Here is a 14,493-nt window from a genome sequence, read left to right on the forward strand (position 1 = left end):
CGCAATGCGCCTGGAAACGGTTCCTTTTAAACGAATGGTAATCGTTGCGGGCGCAACCACCCTGCATCCGATCGGCCGCCGCCGGTCGAACCCCGATCAGAACCCGCGCGAAAGCACGGCGGCAATGATCGTTGCGATGCCGAGCACGAGATTGATCAGTACGAGCCGGCGCATCGTATCGACGGCGCGCGCTCCGTCGGGCCAACGCTGCGCCTGCACGGCGCGGCGGATGCGCGGGAACACGGCGAATCGCACATGACCGAAGATCAGCATCATGACGACGCCGAGCGCAGCCATCAGATTGATCTGCCACGGCGGATGGGCCCCGCCGAAGCGCGACATCAGAAAGCCGCCCGAGATCAGGATCGCGATCACCGACCCGCCGATCCAATTGAAGAACCGCCCGAACACGGCCTCGATCAGCGGCAGCCGAAGCTGCGGCGATACGTCGGCCAGCGCGGGACGCAAGCAAAAATGAGCGAACACCATGCCGCCGACCCATACGGCAACGGCGGCCAGGTGTGCGAACAATGCAACGTCGATCGCGATCGACAGTGACATAACACTCTCCAAGAGCAGTCGTTTCAATATCCGGCGCTCGCGCCCGTGCCGAGCGGCACGGGCATGCGCCGGTCACACCCGCGCGTCAATCGAGCGCGGGCCGCAGTGCCGAGATCTTCAAACGCGTATCGGGTGCGCGGCCGCGACGCGCCCGCTTGCCGACATGGGGCGTGAGCGCCGCGCCGGCAAGCCGTTCTTCTTGCGGTTTGCCGCCACGGCCGGTGCCGATCAGCACGACGCCGGCCGGTGCGATCGCCAACGCCTGCACAAGCTTTTCGCCGTCGTCGAGCCCCATCAGGATGATGCCGCGCCCGCCGCCCGCGAGCGACTTCATTTCGTCGAGGCCGAACACGGCGAGCCGCCCCGTGCTCGACAAGCAAGCCACCCGGTTCGCCTGCGGCAGCACGGGCATCGGCGCCAGCGGTTGCGCACCCTCGTCGATCGTCATGAACGACTTGCCTGCCTTGACGCGGCTCACCATGTCGCCGACGCGCGCGGTGAACCCATACCCGTTGCTCGACGCGAGCAGCAGTTGCTGCTCGGCGTTGGCCGCGTAGTAGTGCATGAGATGCGTGCCCGCCTCGAGATCGATCAATGAGGTGACCGGCGCGCCGTCGCCGCGCCCGCCCGGCAGAGCCGCCACGGCAACGGAATAGACGCGGCCCTTGCTGCCCCATGCGATGAGCGTGTCCGGCGTGCGGCATTGGAAGGCCGCATACAAGCCGTCGCCGTCCTTGAACGTGAAGCCCGCGGCGTCGAGCCCATGTCCCTTGAGCGCGCGCACCCAACCGCGCTGCGACACGACGACGGTGACCGGCTCGTCCACGACGCGCGCCTCGAATGTCGCGCGCTTCTCCTGCTGAATCAGCGTGCGCCGCTCGTCGCCGTACTGCTTGGCATCGGTTTCGATTTCCTTGACGATGTGCCGCTTCATCGAGGACTCGTTGCCGAGCAGCTCCTCGAGCTTGGACTTCTCGTCGCGCAGTGCTTCGAGTTCCTTTTCGATCTTGATCTTCTCAAGCCGCGCGAGTTGGCGCAGCCGAATCTCGAGGATGTCCTCGGCCTGCCGCTCGCTCAAGCCGAACGCGCTCATCAGCGCCGCCTTCGGCTCGTCCGACTCGCGGATGATGCGGATGACCTCGTCGATATTGAGGAAGACGATCATCCGTCCTTCGAGGATATGGATGCGATCGTCGACCTTAGTGAGCCGGTGGCGCGTGCGGCGCGTGACTGTCGCGAAGCGGAACCCGATCCACTCGCCGAGGATCTCGACGATGCCCTTTTGCCGCGGCCGGCCGTCCGCGCCGATCATGACGAGGTTCAGCGCCGCGTTCGATTCGAGGCTCGTATGCGCGAGCAGCGAGTTGACGAATTCGGTCTGATCGATGCGGCTCGACTTCGGCTCGAACACGAGCCGCACGGGCGCATCCTTGCCCGACTCGTCGCGCACGGCATCGAGCAGCGCCAGCAGCGTCTGCTTGGTCTGCAGCTGTTCCGGCGTCAGCGACTTCTTGCCGAGCTTGATCTTCGGATTCGTGAGCTCCTCGATCTCCTCGAGTACCTTTTGGCCCGAAGTATTCGGCGGCAGTTCGTTCACGACGAGTTGCCATTGGCCGCGCGCGAGATCCTCGATCTTCCAGCGTGCGCGCACCTTCAGGCTGCCGCGGCCCGTCTCGTATGCGGCGGCGATTTCGGCCGCGCTCGAAATGAGCTGACCGCCCCCGGGAAAATCGGGACCGGGCAGAATCTCCATCAATTCCGCGTGCGTGATCTTCGGATGGCGGATCATTGCCACGGCCGCCGCGGCGACTTCGCGCAGGTTGTGCGAGGGAATCTCCGTGGCCAGGCCCACCGCGATGCCCGATGCGCCGTTCAGCAGCAGGAACGGCAGCCGCGCGGGCAGCAGCTTAGGCTCTTGGAACGAGCCGTCGTAGTTCGGCGAGAAATCCACCGTGCCTTCGTCGATCTCGTCGAGCAGCAGCTTCGCGATCGGCGTCAAGCGGGCTTCGGTGTAGCGCATCGCCGCCGCGCCGTCGCCGTCGCGCGAACCGAAGTTGCCTTGGCCGTCGATGAGCGGATAGCGCATCGAAAAATCTTGCGCGAGCCGCACGAGCGCGTCATAGGCCGATTGGTCGCCGTGCGGATGGTACTTGCCGAGCACGTCGCCGACGACGCGGGCGGACTTCACGGGCTTCGCATCGGACGCGAGGCTCATCTCGCTCATTGCGAACAGAATGCGACGCTGCACGGGTTTTTGTCCGTCGCAGACGTCGGGCAGCGCGCGGCCCTTGACGACGCTCACGGCGTAGTCGAGATAGGCGCGCTCCGCGTAGTGGCCGAGCGTCAGCGACTCGCCGTCGGGCGCGGCGGCCGGTGCGAACAGATCGTCTTGTTGATCCATCGAGAATAGTGTCCGTGTTCAGGAGAGTGGGGGAAGACCGAGCGCGGCGAGGCAGTGCCTCAGATATCCGCTTCGACTTCGTTGCCTTTCTCTTCGAGCCAGCTGCGGCGCGCCGCGGCTTCGCCCTTTCCCATCAGCATCGTCATGCGCGAGACGGTGCCCTCGTAATCGAGTTCGCCGAGCGAGATCGGCATGAGCCGCCGCGTATCGGGGTTCATCGTCGTATCCCAGAGCTGCTCGGCGCTCATTTCGCCGAGGCCTTTGAAGCGGCTGATCGTCCACTGCGTTTCACGCACGCCGTCCTTGCGCAGCTTGTCGAGCGTGGCTTCGAGCTCGCCCTCGTCGAGCGCGTACAGCTTCTGCGCCGGCTTCTTGCCGCGCGCGGGAGCATCGACGCGAAACAGCGGCGGCCGCGCGACGCAAACATGCCCGCGTTCGATCAATTGCGGAAAGTGCTTGAAGAACAGCGTGAGCAAGAGCACCTGAATGTGCGCGCCGTCGACGTCGGCGTCCGACAAGATGCAGATCTTGCCGTAGCGCAGATTCGACAAATCGACGGTGTCGTCCGGGTTGTGCGGATCGACGCCGATCGCGACCGAGATGTCGTGCACCTCGTTGTTCGCGAACAGCCGGTCGCGTTCCGTCTCCCAGGTATTGAGGACCTTGCCGCGCAACGGCAGGATCGCCTGGAATTCCTTGTCGCGGCCCATCTTGGCCGAACCGCCGGCCGAATCGCCTTCGACGAGGAACAGCTCGTTGCGCGAGATGTCGGTCGATTCGCAATCGGTCAGCTTGCCCGGCAGCACGGCGACGCCCGAGCTCTTGCGCTTCTCGACCTTCTGCCCAGCCCGCGTGCGCGCCTGCGCCTGCCTGATGACGAGTTCGGCGAGCTTCTTGCCCTGATCGACGTGCTGATTGAGCCACAGCTCGAGCGCGGGGCGCGCGAACGAGGACACGAGCTTGACGGCGTCGCGGCTATTGAGGCGCTCTTTGATCTGCCCTTGAAATTGCGGATCGAGCACCTTCGCCGACAAAACGAACGACACGCGCGCGAAGACGTCCTCCGCCAGCAGCTTGACGCCCTTGGGCTGCAAGTTGTGCAGCTCGACGAAGCTCTTGACGGCTTGGAAGAGCCCGTCGCGCAAGCCCGATTCGTGCGTGCCGCCCGCCGGCGTCGGAATCAGGTTCACATAGGACTCGCGCATCAGCGGCCCTTCTTCGCTCCATGCGACAACCCACGCGGCACCTTCGCCTTCGGCGAAGGAGTCTTCGTTCGTGCGGGCGCTATCGGCATAGCGTTCGCCTTCGAACAGCGGGATCAACAGCTCGCTGCCGGCCATGCCTTCGAGCAGATAGCCGCGCAGGCCGTCTTCGTATTTCCAGCTCTGGCGCTCGCCCGTCTTTTCATTGACGAGCACGACCTCGACGCCCGGCAGCAGCACGGCCTTCGAGCGCAACAGACGCTGCAGTTCGCCGAACGGCAGATTCGCCGAATCGAAGTATTTCGGATCGGGCAACGCGGTTACGCGCGTGCCCGAGCGCTTCTCGCCTTTCTGGGCCGCGCGCACGGTCAGCGGCCGCACGACGTCGCCGTGCCCGAATCCGACCTCGGCCACCTTGCCGTCGCGCCAGACGGTCACATCGAGCCGCGACGCCAGTGCATTGGTGACCGACACGCCTACGCCGTGCAGACCGCCCGAAAACGTATACGCACCGCCGGCGGCCTTGTCGAACTTGCCGCCCGCGTGCAAACGCGTGAAGACGATCTCGACCACGGGCACGCCTTCGTCGGGGTGCAGGCCGAACGGAATGCCGCGCCCGTCGTCCTCGACCGACACCGATTGGTCGGCATGCAGCGTGACGAGAATCTGACGGCCGTGGCCGCCGAGCGCTTCGTCCGAGGCGTTGTCGATGACTTCCTGGATGATGTGCAGCGGATTTTCGGTGCGCGTGTACATGCCCGGCCGCTGCTTGACCGGTTCGAGCCCTTTGAGCACCTTGATCGACGCCTCGCTATACGCGGCGTTTGGCTTTTTCGTGGACATGGTCTCGTGTAGGTCGTTTAGTCGCGGCGTATTTTACTGGTTTCGTTTGTCTCGGCAATTCGACGGGACGGCCAATCCGCCGAATGGCCCGCTCGCCGGCCCCTATCCGCGGGACGCTAGCAACCGCCGAAGTGCCCGCAAGGCGAGCGCCGCCCTGGCCGCTTACTTACGTTTCGCTTCGAGCTCTTCCCAGCGTTCGAGCGCGGCGAGCAGTTCGTCGTCGATCGCCGCGTAGCGCTCCGTCAAGCGCGCGCCCTCCTTGGCGTCGCGCGCGAAGATCGAACCGTCCTCGAGTTGCGCTCCGATCGATTTTTGCTCCGCCTCGAGCGCGGCGATCGTCTCGGGCAGCGCTTCGAGTTCGCGCTGTTCCTTGAACGAGAGCTTGACCGTGCGCTGCGCATTGCGGCCGGCCGCGCTTTCCTTGGGCGCAGCCTCACGCGGGGCGGCCTTCGGCGCGTTCTTGTCGGCCGCCTCCTTCGCCAGACGCTCTGCGCGCTCGCTTTGCGTTTGCCAATCGGTGAAGCCGCCGACGTACTCGCGCCACAGGCCGCCCCCTTCGGACGCGATCACCGACGTGACGACATTGTCGAGAAACGCGCGATCGTGGCTCACGAGCAGCACGGTGCCGTCATAGTCGGCCAGCAGTTCCTCGAGCAGTTCCAGCGTGGGAATATCGAGATCGTTCGTCGGCTCGTCGAGCACGAGCACGTTCGCGGGCCGCGCGAACAACCGTGCCAGCAGCAGCCGATTGCGCTCGCCGCCCGAAAGCGACTTCACGGGCGAGCGCGCCCGTTCGGGCGCGAACAGGAAATCGCCGAGATAGCTCATCACGTGCTTGCGCGTGCCGTTGACCTCGATCCAGTCGCTGCCCGGGCTGATCGTGTCGGCCAGGCTCTTTTCCTGATCGAGTTGCGCGCGCATTTGATCGAAGTAGGCCACCTGCAGGTTCGTGCCGACGCGCACCTTGCCTTCGTCGGGTGCGATCTCGCCGAGAATGAGCTTGAGCAGCGTGGTCTTGCCGGCGCCGTTCGGGCCGATGAAGCCGATCTTGTCGCCGCGCATGACGGTGGACGAGAACCGATCGACGACCGCGCGCTCGCCGAAGCGTTTCGTGACGTCCGTGAGTTCGGCGACGATCTTGCCCGAGCGCTCGCCCTGCCCCACGTCGAGCTTCACGTTGCCTTGAACGTTGCGGCGCTCTTCTCGCTGCTGCCGCATCTCGACCAGCCGCGCGATGCGCCCGACGCTGCGCGTGCGGCGCGCCTCGACGCCCTTGCGGATCCAGACTTCTTCCTGTGCCAGCAGTTTGTCGAACTTTTCGTTCTCGACGCGCTCGACTTCCAGTTGCTGGGCCTTGCGCGTCTGATACGCCGAGAAGTTGCCCGGATACGACAGCAACCGGCCGCGATCGAGTTCGACGATGCGCGTGGCGACGCGATCGAGGAATGCACGGTCGTGGGTGATGAAGAACAAGCCGGCGCGCGAATTGACGAGCAGTTCCTCGAGCCAGCGGATGCCGTCGAAATCGAGGTGGTTCGTCGGCTCGTCGAGCAGCAGGACGTCAGGGTCTACGACAAGCGCCTGCGCCAGCGCGACGCGCTTTTGCATCCCGCCCGATAGCGCGCCGACGCGCGCATCGCCGTCGAGGTTCAACTGCGCGATCGTGGTCGAGACGCGCGTGCGCCAATTCCATGCATCGGTTGCATCGAGCGAGGATTGCAGGACGTTCATGCGCGCGAGCAGCGCGTCGTGCTCGGCACCCTCGGGCGTGGCAGCAAGGGCGTGCGCTACGGCATCGTATTCGTCGAGCGAAGCCCGCATGTGGGCCAGACCGCCCGCGACGGAATCGAAGACGGAGGCTTGCGGATCGAATTCGGGTTCTTGCGGTACGTAGACCGTGGACAGATCCTGCTGACGCGTGACGAGGCCGTCGTCGGGCTGTGTAAGGGCGGCAACGATCTTGAGCAGCGAAGACTTGCCGGCGCCGTTGCGCCCGATGAGCCCGACGCGTTCGCCGGCTTCGAGCGAGAAATCGGCGTGATCGAGCAATGCAACGTGGCCGAACGCGAGCTGCGCATCGACGATGGAATAAAGCGACATGAAAGAGCGCGCCTGCGAAAAATCAAACGCCCATTGTACCGGCGGCGGCGCTCGAGCCGGTGTGTGCTGGCCGTTCGGCATAATCGCGCCCGGCGCGAGGCCGACCGACACAGGTTGCCAAACAGTGAGACAATCCGCCCCGCCGCCTAGGCGGCCCGGGATCGAATCGGTTCGACGGGCCGCTAAGCAACGACTTTTCGAAATGAATTAGGGTAGGACGCCGTGAGCGACGTTATCGACTACAAGAGCTGGGTTTGCGTGATTTGCGGGTGGGTGTACAACGAAGAGGAAGGGCTACCTGACGAGGGCATCGCGGCAGGCACGCGTTTCGCCGATATTCCCGAGGACTGGCGCTGCCCGCTGTGCGACGTGAGCAAGGGTGAATTCGCCGTCGTCGAGTTTTGAGTTCGGGCCGGCGCTTCCGCCGGTTGCAGCACGATCCGCATAGGCAAACGCTCGGCTTTGATATACTCTGCGCGCGCCGGTACATCCGGGCTCACCGCCCGGAAAGCAGATCCTCCCCGTAGTTCAATGGATAGAACAAGTGCCTCCTAAGCGCTAGATACAGGTTCGATTCCTGTCGGGGGGACCATTTTCGGACTCAAGCCGGCCCGAAAGCTCGATCTCATAAGGCCCAAGGACTTTTCTGCTATTCGTGGTGTGCCCACAGCAGTTGGAGTTCCCAGGACGCACACCTGTAATGCCCTAAACGCCTGGCTCCAAGCGCGGAGCATCGCCGGATCACGCCACAGCATGCGCCATAGCATGTGGGACCTGCTGGTCCGTCACGTAGGTTCCGGGCATGGCTGTTCGCTTCTTGTTCGACGCGATCAGCCATCGTAAAACCCCGCTACTCCGGCGCCGCCGGTAGCTCGTCGTCTTCGGCGGCTACGCCGCCTCCGACTCATCGCCACCGGCCAAGGTAATTGTCGTCTAGCATGGCGAACAGAACGTCGCAGCGTCGACGTGCCAGTGCGATAAGTGCTTGGTTATGGCGCTTGCCCTGTTGGATTTTGCGAGCAAAGTAAGCCCGTGAGATGGGATCTCGCAAGACTGCGAAGGCGGATAGGAATAAGGTGCGCTTGAGCACCTTATTACCGCGTCGAGATGGATGCTCACCGCTGATGGATGAGCCTGAGCGCCGGGTGACCGGAGCAAGGCCAGCGTATGTGGGCAGCCGAGGCGAAGGCTTTGTGAGCAACTTCGGTCAGGAGTCGGGCCGCGGTCCTGACGCCTACTCCCGGCATGCTCGTTAGGACAGGCTGTCATCCTCCGGCACAGAGGGGCCTATCGACTTCGGGCATAAAGGAGCCGGAGCGTTTTCGGCATATAGGAGCCAGGCAGAACCGAGCCTCTCGATTGTGATACGCATTGCAGGCTTAGTTGTGGGGCGTGATACCCCAAGGGGGCTGCGATGGGCCAGCGGAGAATCAAGATGCACCAATATCGACAGGTTCTCGTGCGCATGCGCCACGGGGTAGCGCCCGTGAACTGGCGCGCTATGGCTTCATGGGCCGACGCAAGCTCGCAGCATTGCGCGAGTTGCCGGAACAACGCGGCTGGGTTAGGCGCGATGCGCCGCTACCGGATGACGCCGAGATCGCCGCGGCACTGGGGCCGCCGGTCGTGAATGCTGCGATCTCTGTCCTGACAACTGCCGATCTGAGCACGCATCTGTTCCTCGCAGCGCGGGGATCAGTCAGTAGCCAACGAAGCTCGACAGTTAGCTTTCGGCAACCGATAAAGCGAAAGTAAATACCTCGAACAACGTGCTCCGCTCCGCAATATACGAGATAGCCATCCAAGAATTGATGGACTTTCGCGATCCACTAGTTCACAACGCTTTGCTGTAGCGCCCTCAAAACTATTTGTGAGATGTGGCAGACAACCAGACCATGCATAGCACGTGGAGTGAGACAACGATCACTGGCATCTACAAAAAGATCGAGTAGAACATCACCAACTGAAGCTGCGCCTCCTCAAGTATAGATCACCAAAAACTAGCGCAACAATCGCGACGCCGGAGAATCAGACAGAATGAAGTGACGACAGAAATAATTTTCCATCAACCCACCAGATCACGACTTTCTGCTTCACAACTCAGCTAAACTATTCTCCACCAAAAAATAGCTCATTTTGAGCGGCGGAAGGTCCCCCGAATCGGGACACTGAGAGGAGCCCATGGATTACGTGGCGGCATTACGCGTCGGCCAAAACGACATCAAAGCATTGATCAACCTCGAGCCGGGGCGCAAGCAGCGGGTGGCCCCCTTACTAAGCATGCGAGGGACCGACGAGCGACATTTGGATTCATTTACAAATAATTGGGGGAGCACCCCCTTCTATCTCGATGTATCGCGATTTGATACAGATTCAAATGACCGCTATATAGTCGAACACGAACTAAATTTAGCCGCGAATGCGTTCATCGAAAAGCGAAATTTCTATGATGCAACGGCCGCAAAAAACTCTGCTTTGATTCCGGTGGTAGGGTGGGCGGATGCTGACTCTTCGCGCGACGTCGTGCAATGCGCGATCATGCTGTCAGCGCGCTATTCCAAGATCGCGGTCCGGATGGATGTGAATCGTGACAGTCCCAGGCAGTGGCCTATCGCTCAGAATGTGCTCAATTCAGTGCCGGATCCCAGTGCCGTCGATGTCATCGTTGATTTTCGCAAACTCACCGACTTTCCGCTGCTCACCCGCGGTGGCTGGCTCGAGAGTCTTGTCCAGCATATCCGACGATACGGCGTCGGCCGCATTGTTCTTGTCAGTACCTCATTCCCAGATGACAAACCACCATCTGGAAGCTCTCGCACGCGCGCTTGTTTAGACCTTGCGTGGCAGTTAGCATTCCGCGGCGCACTGCCCGACGTCGAACTGACCTACGGCGATTACGCCGGCACCAATCCGACAGGCGTAATGGACTTCATCCCTGGAATGCCGGTGATCCCGTTCGCCAATTACTTCACGCCAGTTGAATGGTGGCAAACGAGGCAAGGTGGAGACAAGGAATTTCACCACTACCCAGCGATCGCTCGAATGATAAGGGCGTTGCCGGGCTACCACGGCGACGAATTTTGCTGGGCGAACCGGGAAATAGCCCGCATTGCGAGTTCGGCGACGAACTACGGAAACAACGGGACGTGGAACGGCTTCAGGGTGAATCAGCACATCTGCGCTGTCCTCGAATATCTTGCGTCTCACCGCACCTTAACTGGTGGCGCCGGGCCAGACGACGACGACCTATAAGCTCGCTTCTCCATAGCGAGCTTTTAGCCTAACGAGAACCTCTTCCCGCAACGCTTCGAGCGGCACCGTATCAGCCACGCGGTGCCGCGCCTCACGAATTCTTTCGCGCCGAACGACGGGGACGCCTTGCTTGACACAGAGCGCATCCAACTCTTCCCGCCACAGAAGGCCACTTAAATCGTACGCGGCAACGTTCCGGTTCTTACCTGCCGGACGCAACACCGCGATAGAGGAATATTCGTCAACGATTAAGATACCGACGGTAGGCCCTGACTCGCCGAGTGCGCGAACAGCATGCTTCCTGTGGCAACACAACCAGACTTCGTCGAACACTCGCAAATACGCCTCCATCTGCTGAGGCCAACGTTTGAACGTGTCAGATTCCGACTTAACTTCGAACCCGCAGAGAAGCCCATTTGCATGGACGAGATCCGCCCGGCACGTCTTGTCGACGATACATAACTCATCGATAAAGACATCCCCAGGAAGGTGCTGCTTCGTCGTAGCAACCCACGAGCGCAGTAGTTGTCGAATGGTTTCCGGTGAATGCATGGCGGCGAAATTATAGCGACCGTCCAGATGGAATCAAGAGGTATTGCGGGGGCAAAAACCCGTCCCTACACCACACCTCAGCCGCTTCACCACAAGTATAGATGAGGCGAAGAAACGGGCCGGCCTACGAGGTTACCAACACCCCCGACGAAGGAAGCTCCTCGTAAGACGCCTTTGCAACGTGGTAAGCGCCATAGTAAGCACGGCTGCACACCGCGCGGTAGGATGCCTCCTCCGCGGCCGCCCCCAGCATGGCGCACGCACAATCGACCAAGTCCTTTGGCGTGGCGCTCATACTGCTCGTGCCTCGAACACAACATCGAAAACGACGTCTTTTTTGCACGCCCGGCCAGCGCCTCTTCTTGTGCCAGTTCGATATTCATTTCGAACGCCTCCGATTCCGACACGGGCACCGGAAACGCGAATGTTATACCTCGAAAGAAGCCTTCCACATTCGTCACACGCGGATGGACTTCCGGGCAAATATGATGCCGCTGCAATACGATGCCTGCTGCGTCCAAGTGCCGCGACATCCTCATGAGAGATGCCTGCCGCACGAAGCATCTTGCTGGCCTCTATCATTTCGTCCATGTCGCTTTCGTCGCAGCGGATGTTCATGTTGCTCGCCTTCTCCAGTCGCAAATCCGGTCGAGCCGAATGAACGTTGGGCAACGTCTTTCCCCCGATCGCCCGATCAGGGCGGCCTCGCGAACCTGTCGTTTCCTGATTTTCCAGCCACGTACCGATCTTCTCCCTAGTTGCGGCCGTGGCGCAAGCTACCCGGCCTTCGTTGACAGGGAATCTGTTAAAGCTGCTTCCGACATGCGTAGTCGCCATGCTGTGACTCCTTCCGATGTTTTTTTCCAGTCGTATGGAAGCTCCTTTTACGTGACTAACCTCCCGCCGCACAAATCACCGCAAAAAAATCAGACAAAATCCCCTCGCCCTCTCCGTGCTAGGATCACCCGATCACGGAAGCGCCTCATGAACCCGACGACAGCCCACCTATTCGACGCCGAATTCGCGCCCCGTATCGCGAAAGCGATTCGAGACGTCATCGGTCCCCAAGCCCGCATTCAGCTCGATGCGTACGGCGGCCCCAGCCAGCCGACCACGCTCAAGATCACCGCACCGATCGCCGATCGCGTGCGCGGAGCCCGCCATCCGCTCAACCTGCATATGACCTGGGACGAGTGCGAGATCGCCTCGCTGATGGAAAGCAGCGGCCCGCAGCGCTTCGCGCACTACCTCGAGGCACTGCCGCGGAAGCTGGGCGCCTGGCAAGCCGCGCGCGATTTCGACTTGGCCACGCGCTCGCAGGCCGAACCGTTGGTCTTGCTCGGCAACCTCGATTTAGAGGGTTAGAACGCTAGCGGATTGGAGGCGAACCGCATCGCCGAGCGACGCCGCGCCCCGAGCAGCAGCGAGCGCCCGTCGGATGCGGCAAGCCTTGGCAACCTAATGCCGATGGTGCAGCCAATCATGCGCTTGCGCCCAGCGCATCAGATCGGCGAGAGGATGGTCGGTGCGATAGCGTGTCGACACCGCCAGCGCGGCGCAGGCGAACAATGCCAGCACAAGCAGCAATCCGATCGACGAATCGAACATGGCGCCCTCCGCTTTGACCCTGACGCTCCCATTCTAGGCGCGCCGAGCCCATCCGCGAATGTGCACCGCCGCACGACCTGACGCCCATCGCTGCGATAATTGGGGCCCCCACCCCACTGAAACAAACGCCAAAGGAGCCGCCGTGAGCGAGCCGACTTCCTCTTCCGCCAGCGCCATCCGCCGCGTCGCCTTCATCGGCCTCGGCGTGATGGGCTATCCGATGGCCGGCCACCTAGCCAAGGCCGGGTTCGACGTCACCGTCTACAACCGCACCCAAGTGAAAGCCGAGCAATGGGTTGCCGAATACGGCGGCCGCGCCGCACCCACACCGCGCGAAGCAGCGCAGGGCGCGGAACTTGTGCTGACTTGCGTCGGCAACGACGACGACCTGCGCGGCGTGACGCTCGGCCAGGACGGCGCCTTCGCCGGCATGGCAAGCGGCGCGCTGTTTGCCGATCACACGACGGCATCGGCCAACGTCGCGCGCGAACTCGCGAAAGCCGCCGGCGCACTGGGCGTAACGTTCATCGACGCCCCCGTCTCCGGCGGCCAGGCTGGCGCCCAAAACGGCAAGCTGACGATCATGTGCGGCAGCGACGACATCCAAGCGTTCGAACGCGCAGCCGTCGTCCTCAAGCACTACGGGGTGGCCGTCACGTGCCTCGGCGCCGTCGGCGCGGGCCAATTGACGAAGATGGTCAACCAGATATGCATCGCGGGCATGATCCAAGGCCTATCGGAAGCGATCAACTTCGGCCAGCGCGCGGGCCTCGACATGACGCGCGTGCTCGAAGTCATCGGCAAAGGCGCGGCCGCGAGCTGGCAGATGGACAATCGCGGCAAGACGATGATCGAGGGCAAGTTCGACTACGGCTTCGCCGTCGATTGGATGCGCAAGGATCTCGGCTTCTGTCTCGACGAAGCGAAACGCACGGGCACGTCCCTGCCGGTGACGGCCCTCGTCGACCAGTTCTACGGCGACGTTCAAGCGCTCGGCGGCAATCGTTTCGATACGTCGAGCTTGATCTGGCGTCTACGCAAGCTGCACGAGCCCCGCTGAGACAGCGCGCCGGCCGAGCCGATCGTCGGGCTCGGCCGCCCGGCCTCAGGCCCGTCAGCCCCGCCGGCCCGCTCCGGCCAAATACACGGCTTCGCCGTACGCGGCGACATCCCTTGTAGTTTCGTTGGATCGATGGAACACCCATCCTAGCGGCGCCACACTCGCACAAACAGTTGCGTCGGCATACCGGTATCGGCGGTAACTGCCTAGTGAGGCCATACGCCCGAGGCAATACGCTTCGTGGTCCGATCCCTGCTCGAGCGCGGTGATAAACTCGGCACGCGAACCACCGCCGCATCGCGGCACATCGTGCCGCACCGCCCAACCCGTGAAGAATAAGGAGGCATTCGATGGCTGAGTTCAGAATTTGGTCCGACGACTTCCCGAGCAACGGCTTCATGCCGCGCGCTCAAGAGTGCAGCGACAAAGCGTTCGGCGTCGACGGCGACGGCGGCAACCTCTCGCCCTCGCTCCAATGGGACGCGCCGCCCGAAGACACCAAGAGCCTCGCGCTGACCGTCTACGATCCCGACGCCCCGACCGGCAGCGGTTTTTGGCATTGGGTCGTCGTCAACATTCCCGCCGACATCCGCTCGCTGCCGCTCGGCGCGGGCAAGGCCGACGGCAGCCTGCTGCCCGCGGGCGCCATTCAAGTGGGCAACGACTACGGCACGCAAGGTTTCGGCGGCGCGGCGCCGCCGCGCGGCGACAAGCCCCACCGCTATATCTTCCGGGTCCACGCGCTAAAGGTCGATCGCTTGCCGATCACGCCGCAAACGACGAATGCCGTCGCCCGCTTCATGACGCATTTGAACGAGATCGACTCGGCCACCTACACCGGCCTTTACGAATTGAAGTAAAGCCGCGCAAGTCGCCATGCGGGCGCGGTGTGCGGGCATAATCGTTGCGTCCGC

At 62.5% G+C, this 14,493-nt stretch carries 12 protein-coding genes, 1 tRNA gene and 1 pseudogene; 6 read left to right on the forward strand and 8 right to left on the reverse strand.

Annotated features, from left to right (window positions below):
• Positions 1 to 96: 96 nt before the first annotated feature.
• From DWV00_RS23335 to DWV00_RS23350, 4 genes are all read right to left on the reverse strand, one after another.
• A complete protein-coding gene (locus DWV00_RS23335; protein ID WP_115536075.1) occupies positions 97 to 555 on the reverse strand; it encodes a CopD family protein in 459 nt (152 codons plus the stop codon).
• Between the two features lie 91 nt (positions 556 to 646).
• The gene (parC, locus tag DWV00_RS23340; protein WP_115535982.1) at positions 647 to 2,962 is read right to left on the reverse strand and encodes a DNA topoisomerase IV subunit A; all 2,316 of its coding nucleotides are present in this window, start codon (positions 2,960 to 2,962) and stop codon (positions 647 to 649) included.
• A 59-nt stretch (positions 2,963 to 3,021) separates the two neighbouring features.
• Positions 3,022 to 5,007 carry a DNA topoisomerase IV subunit B gene (locus tag DWV00_RS23345; protein WP_115535983.1) on the reverse strand — a complete coding sequence of 662 codons (1,986 nt, stop codon included), beginning with the start codon at positions 5,005 to 5,007 and terminating at the stop codon, positions 3,022 to 3,024.
• Between the two features lie 162 nt (positions 5,008 to 5,169).
• Complete coding sequence (locus DWV00_RS23350) at positions 5,170 to 7,107, reverse strand: ATP-binding cassette domain-containing protein (RefSeq protein ID WP_115536076.1); 1,938 nt, start codon at positions 7,105 to 7,107, stop codon at positions 5,170 to 5,172.
• Between the two features lie 222 nt (positions 7,108 to 7,329).
• Between DWV00_RS23350 and DWV00_RS23355 the strand changes: the two genes are divergently transcribed.
• Both DWV00_RS23355 and DWV00_RS23360 read left to right on the forward strand, forming a co-directional pair.
• Complete coding sequence (locus DWV00_RS23355) at positions 7,330 to 7,512, forward strand: rubredoxin (protein ID WP_115535984.1); 183 nt, start codon at positions 7,330 to 7,332, stop codon at positions 7,510 to 7,512.
• A gap of 112 nt (positions 7,513 to 7,624) precedes the next feature.
• A tRNA-Arg gene (locus tag DWV00_RS23360) sits at positions 7,625 to 7,699 on the forward strand.
• A 312-nt stretch (positions 7,700 to 8,011) separates the two neighbouring features.
• Here DWV00_RS23360 and DWV00_RS23365 read toward each other — a convergent pair.
• Positions 8,012 to 8,369 (reverse strand): annotated as a pseudogene (locus DWV00_RS23365) (transposase); the annotation flags it as partial.
• A 919-nt stretch (positions 8,370 to 9,288) separates the two neighbouring features.
• Between DWV00_RS23365 and DWV00_RS23375 the strand changes: the two are divergent.
• Positions 9,289 to 10,359 (forward strand): beta family protein, encoded by a 1,071-nt coding sequence (locus tag DWV00_RS23375; RefSeq protein WP_115535985.1) that lies wholly within the window; start codon positions 9,289 to 9,291, stop codon positions 10,357 to 10,359.
• On the opposite strand, the gene DWV00_RS33770 is transcribed toward DWV00_RS23375, so the two are convergent.
• Together DWV00_RS33770 and DWV00_RS33775 are read right to left on the reverse strand one after the other, a co-directional pair.
• Positions 10,354 to 10,911 (reverse strand): sce7726 family protein, encoded by a 558-nt coding sequence (locus DWV00_RS33770; RefSeq protein WP_147297964.1) that lies wholly within the window; start codon positions 10,909 to 10,911, stop codon positions 10,354 to 10,356. The two genes, DWV00_RS23375 and DWV00_RS33770, sit on opposite strands and share 6 nt — an antisense overlap.
• A 291-nt stretch (positions 10,912 to 11,202) precedes the next feature.
• Positions 11,203 to 11,748: a hypothetical protein gene (locus tag DWV00_RS33775; protein WP_147297965.1), complete on the reverse strand. Its 546-nt coding sequence runs from the start codon at positions 11,746 to 11,748 to the stop codon at positions 11,203 to 11,205.
• Positions 11,749 to 11,895: 147 nt separating this feature from the next.
• On the opposite strand from DWV00_RS33775, the gene DWV00_RS23385 reads away from it, so the two are divergent.
• Positions 11,896 to 12,276, forward strand: coding sequence for a DUF5594 family protein (locus DWV00_RS23385; protein ID WP_115535986.1), 381 nt, complete (start codon positions 11,896 to 11,898; stop codon positions 12,274 to 12,276).
• Between the two features lie 93 nt (positions 12,277 to 12,369).
• Here the strand turns inward: DWV00_RS23385 and DWV00_RS34175 are convergent, their stop codons facing one another.
• Positions 12,370 to 12,519, reverse strand: coding sequence for a hypothetical protein (locus DWV00_RS34175; protein WP_181885567.1), 150 nt, complete (start codon positions 12,517 to 12,519; stop codon positions 12,370 to 12,372).
• A gap of 142 nt (positions 12,520 to 12,661) precedes the next feature.
• Between DWV00_RS34175 and DWV00_RS23390 the strand changes: the two genes are divergently transcribed.
• Positions 12,662 to 13,579, forward strand: coding sequence for an NAD(P)-dependent oxidoreductase (locus DWV00_RS23390; protein ID WP_245965001.1), 918 nt, complete (start codon positions 12,662 to 12,664; stop codon positions 13,577 to 13,579).
• A gap of 350 nt (positions 13,580 to 13,929) precedes the next feature.
• Entirely contained in the window at positions 13,930 to 14,439 is a 510-nt protein-coding gene (locus DWV00_RS23395; RefSeq protein WP_115535988.1) for a YbhB/YbcL family Raf kinase inhibitor-like protein, read from the forward strand.
• Positions 14,440 to 14,493: the final 54 nt, after the last annotated feature.

The sequence above is a fragment of the Trinickia dinghuensis genome, assembly GCF_003367175.1.
Lineage (GTDB): Bacteria > Pseudomonadota > Gammaproteobacteria > Burkholderiales > Burkholderiaceae > Trinickia > Trinickia dinghuensis.

Coding starts and splice junctions, on each gene's coding strand:
- DWV00_RS33775 (WP_147297965.1), bottom strand. CDS start 11,748: ATGGCGACTACGCATGTCGGAAGCAGCTTTAACAGATTCCCTGTCAAC.
- DWV00_RS34175 (WP_181885567.1), bottom strand. CDS start 12,519: ATGTTCGATTCGTCGATCGGATTGCTGCTTGTGCTGGCATTGTTCGCC.
- DWV00_RS23345 (WP_115535983.1), bottom strand. CDS start 5,007: ATGTCCACGAAAAAGCCAAACGCCGCGTATAGCGAGGCGTCGATCAAG.
- DWV00_RS23350 (WP_115536076.1), bottom strand. CDS start 7,107: ATGTCGCTTTATTCCATCGTCGATGCGCAGCTCGCGTTCGGCCACGTT.
- DWV00_RS23375 (WP_115535985.1), top strand. CDS start 9,289: ATGGATTACGTGGCGGCATTACGCGTCGGCCAAAACGACATCAAAGCA.
- DWV00_RS33770 (WP_147297964.1), bottom strand. CDS start 10,911: ATGCATTCACCGGAAACCATTCGACAACTACTGCGCTCGTGGGTTGCT.
- parC (WP_115535982.1), bottom strand. CDS start 2,962: ATGGATCAACAAGACGATCTGTTCGCACCGGCCGCCGCGCCCGACGGC.
- DWV00_RS23385 (WP_115535986.1), top strand. CDS start 11,896: ATGAACCCGACGACAGCCCACCTATTCGACGCCGAATTCGCGCCCCGT.
- DWV00_RS23395 (WP_115535988.1), top strand. CDS start 13,930: ATGGCTGAGTTCAGAATTTGGTCCGACGACTTCCCGAGCAACGGCTTC.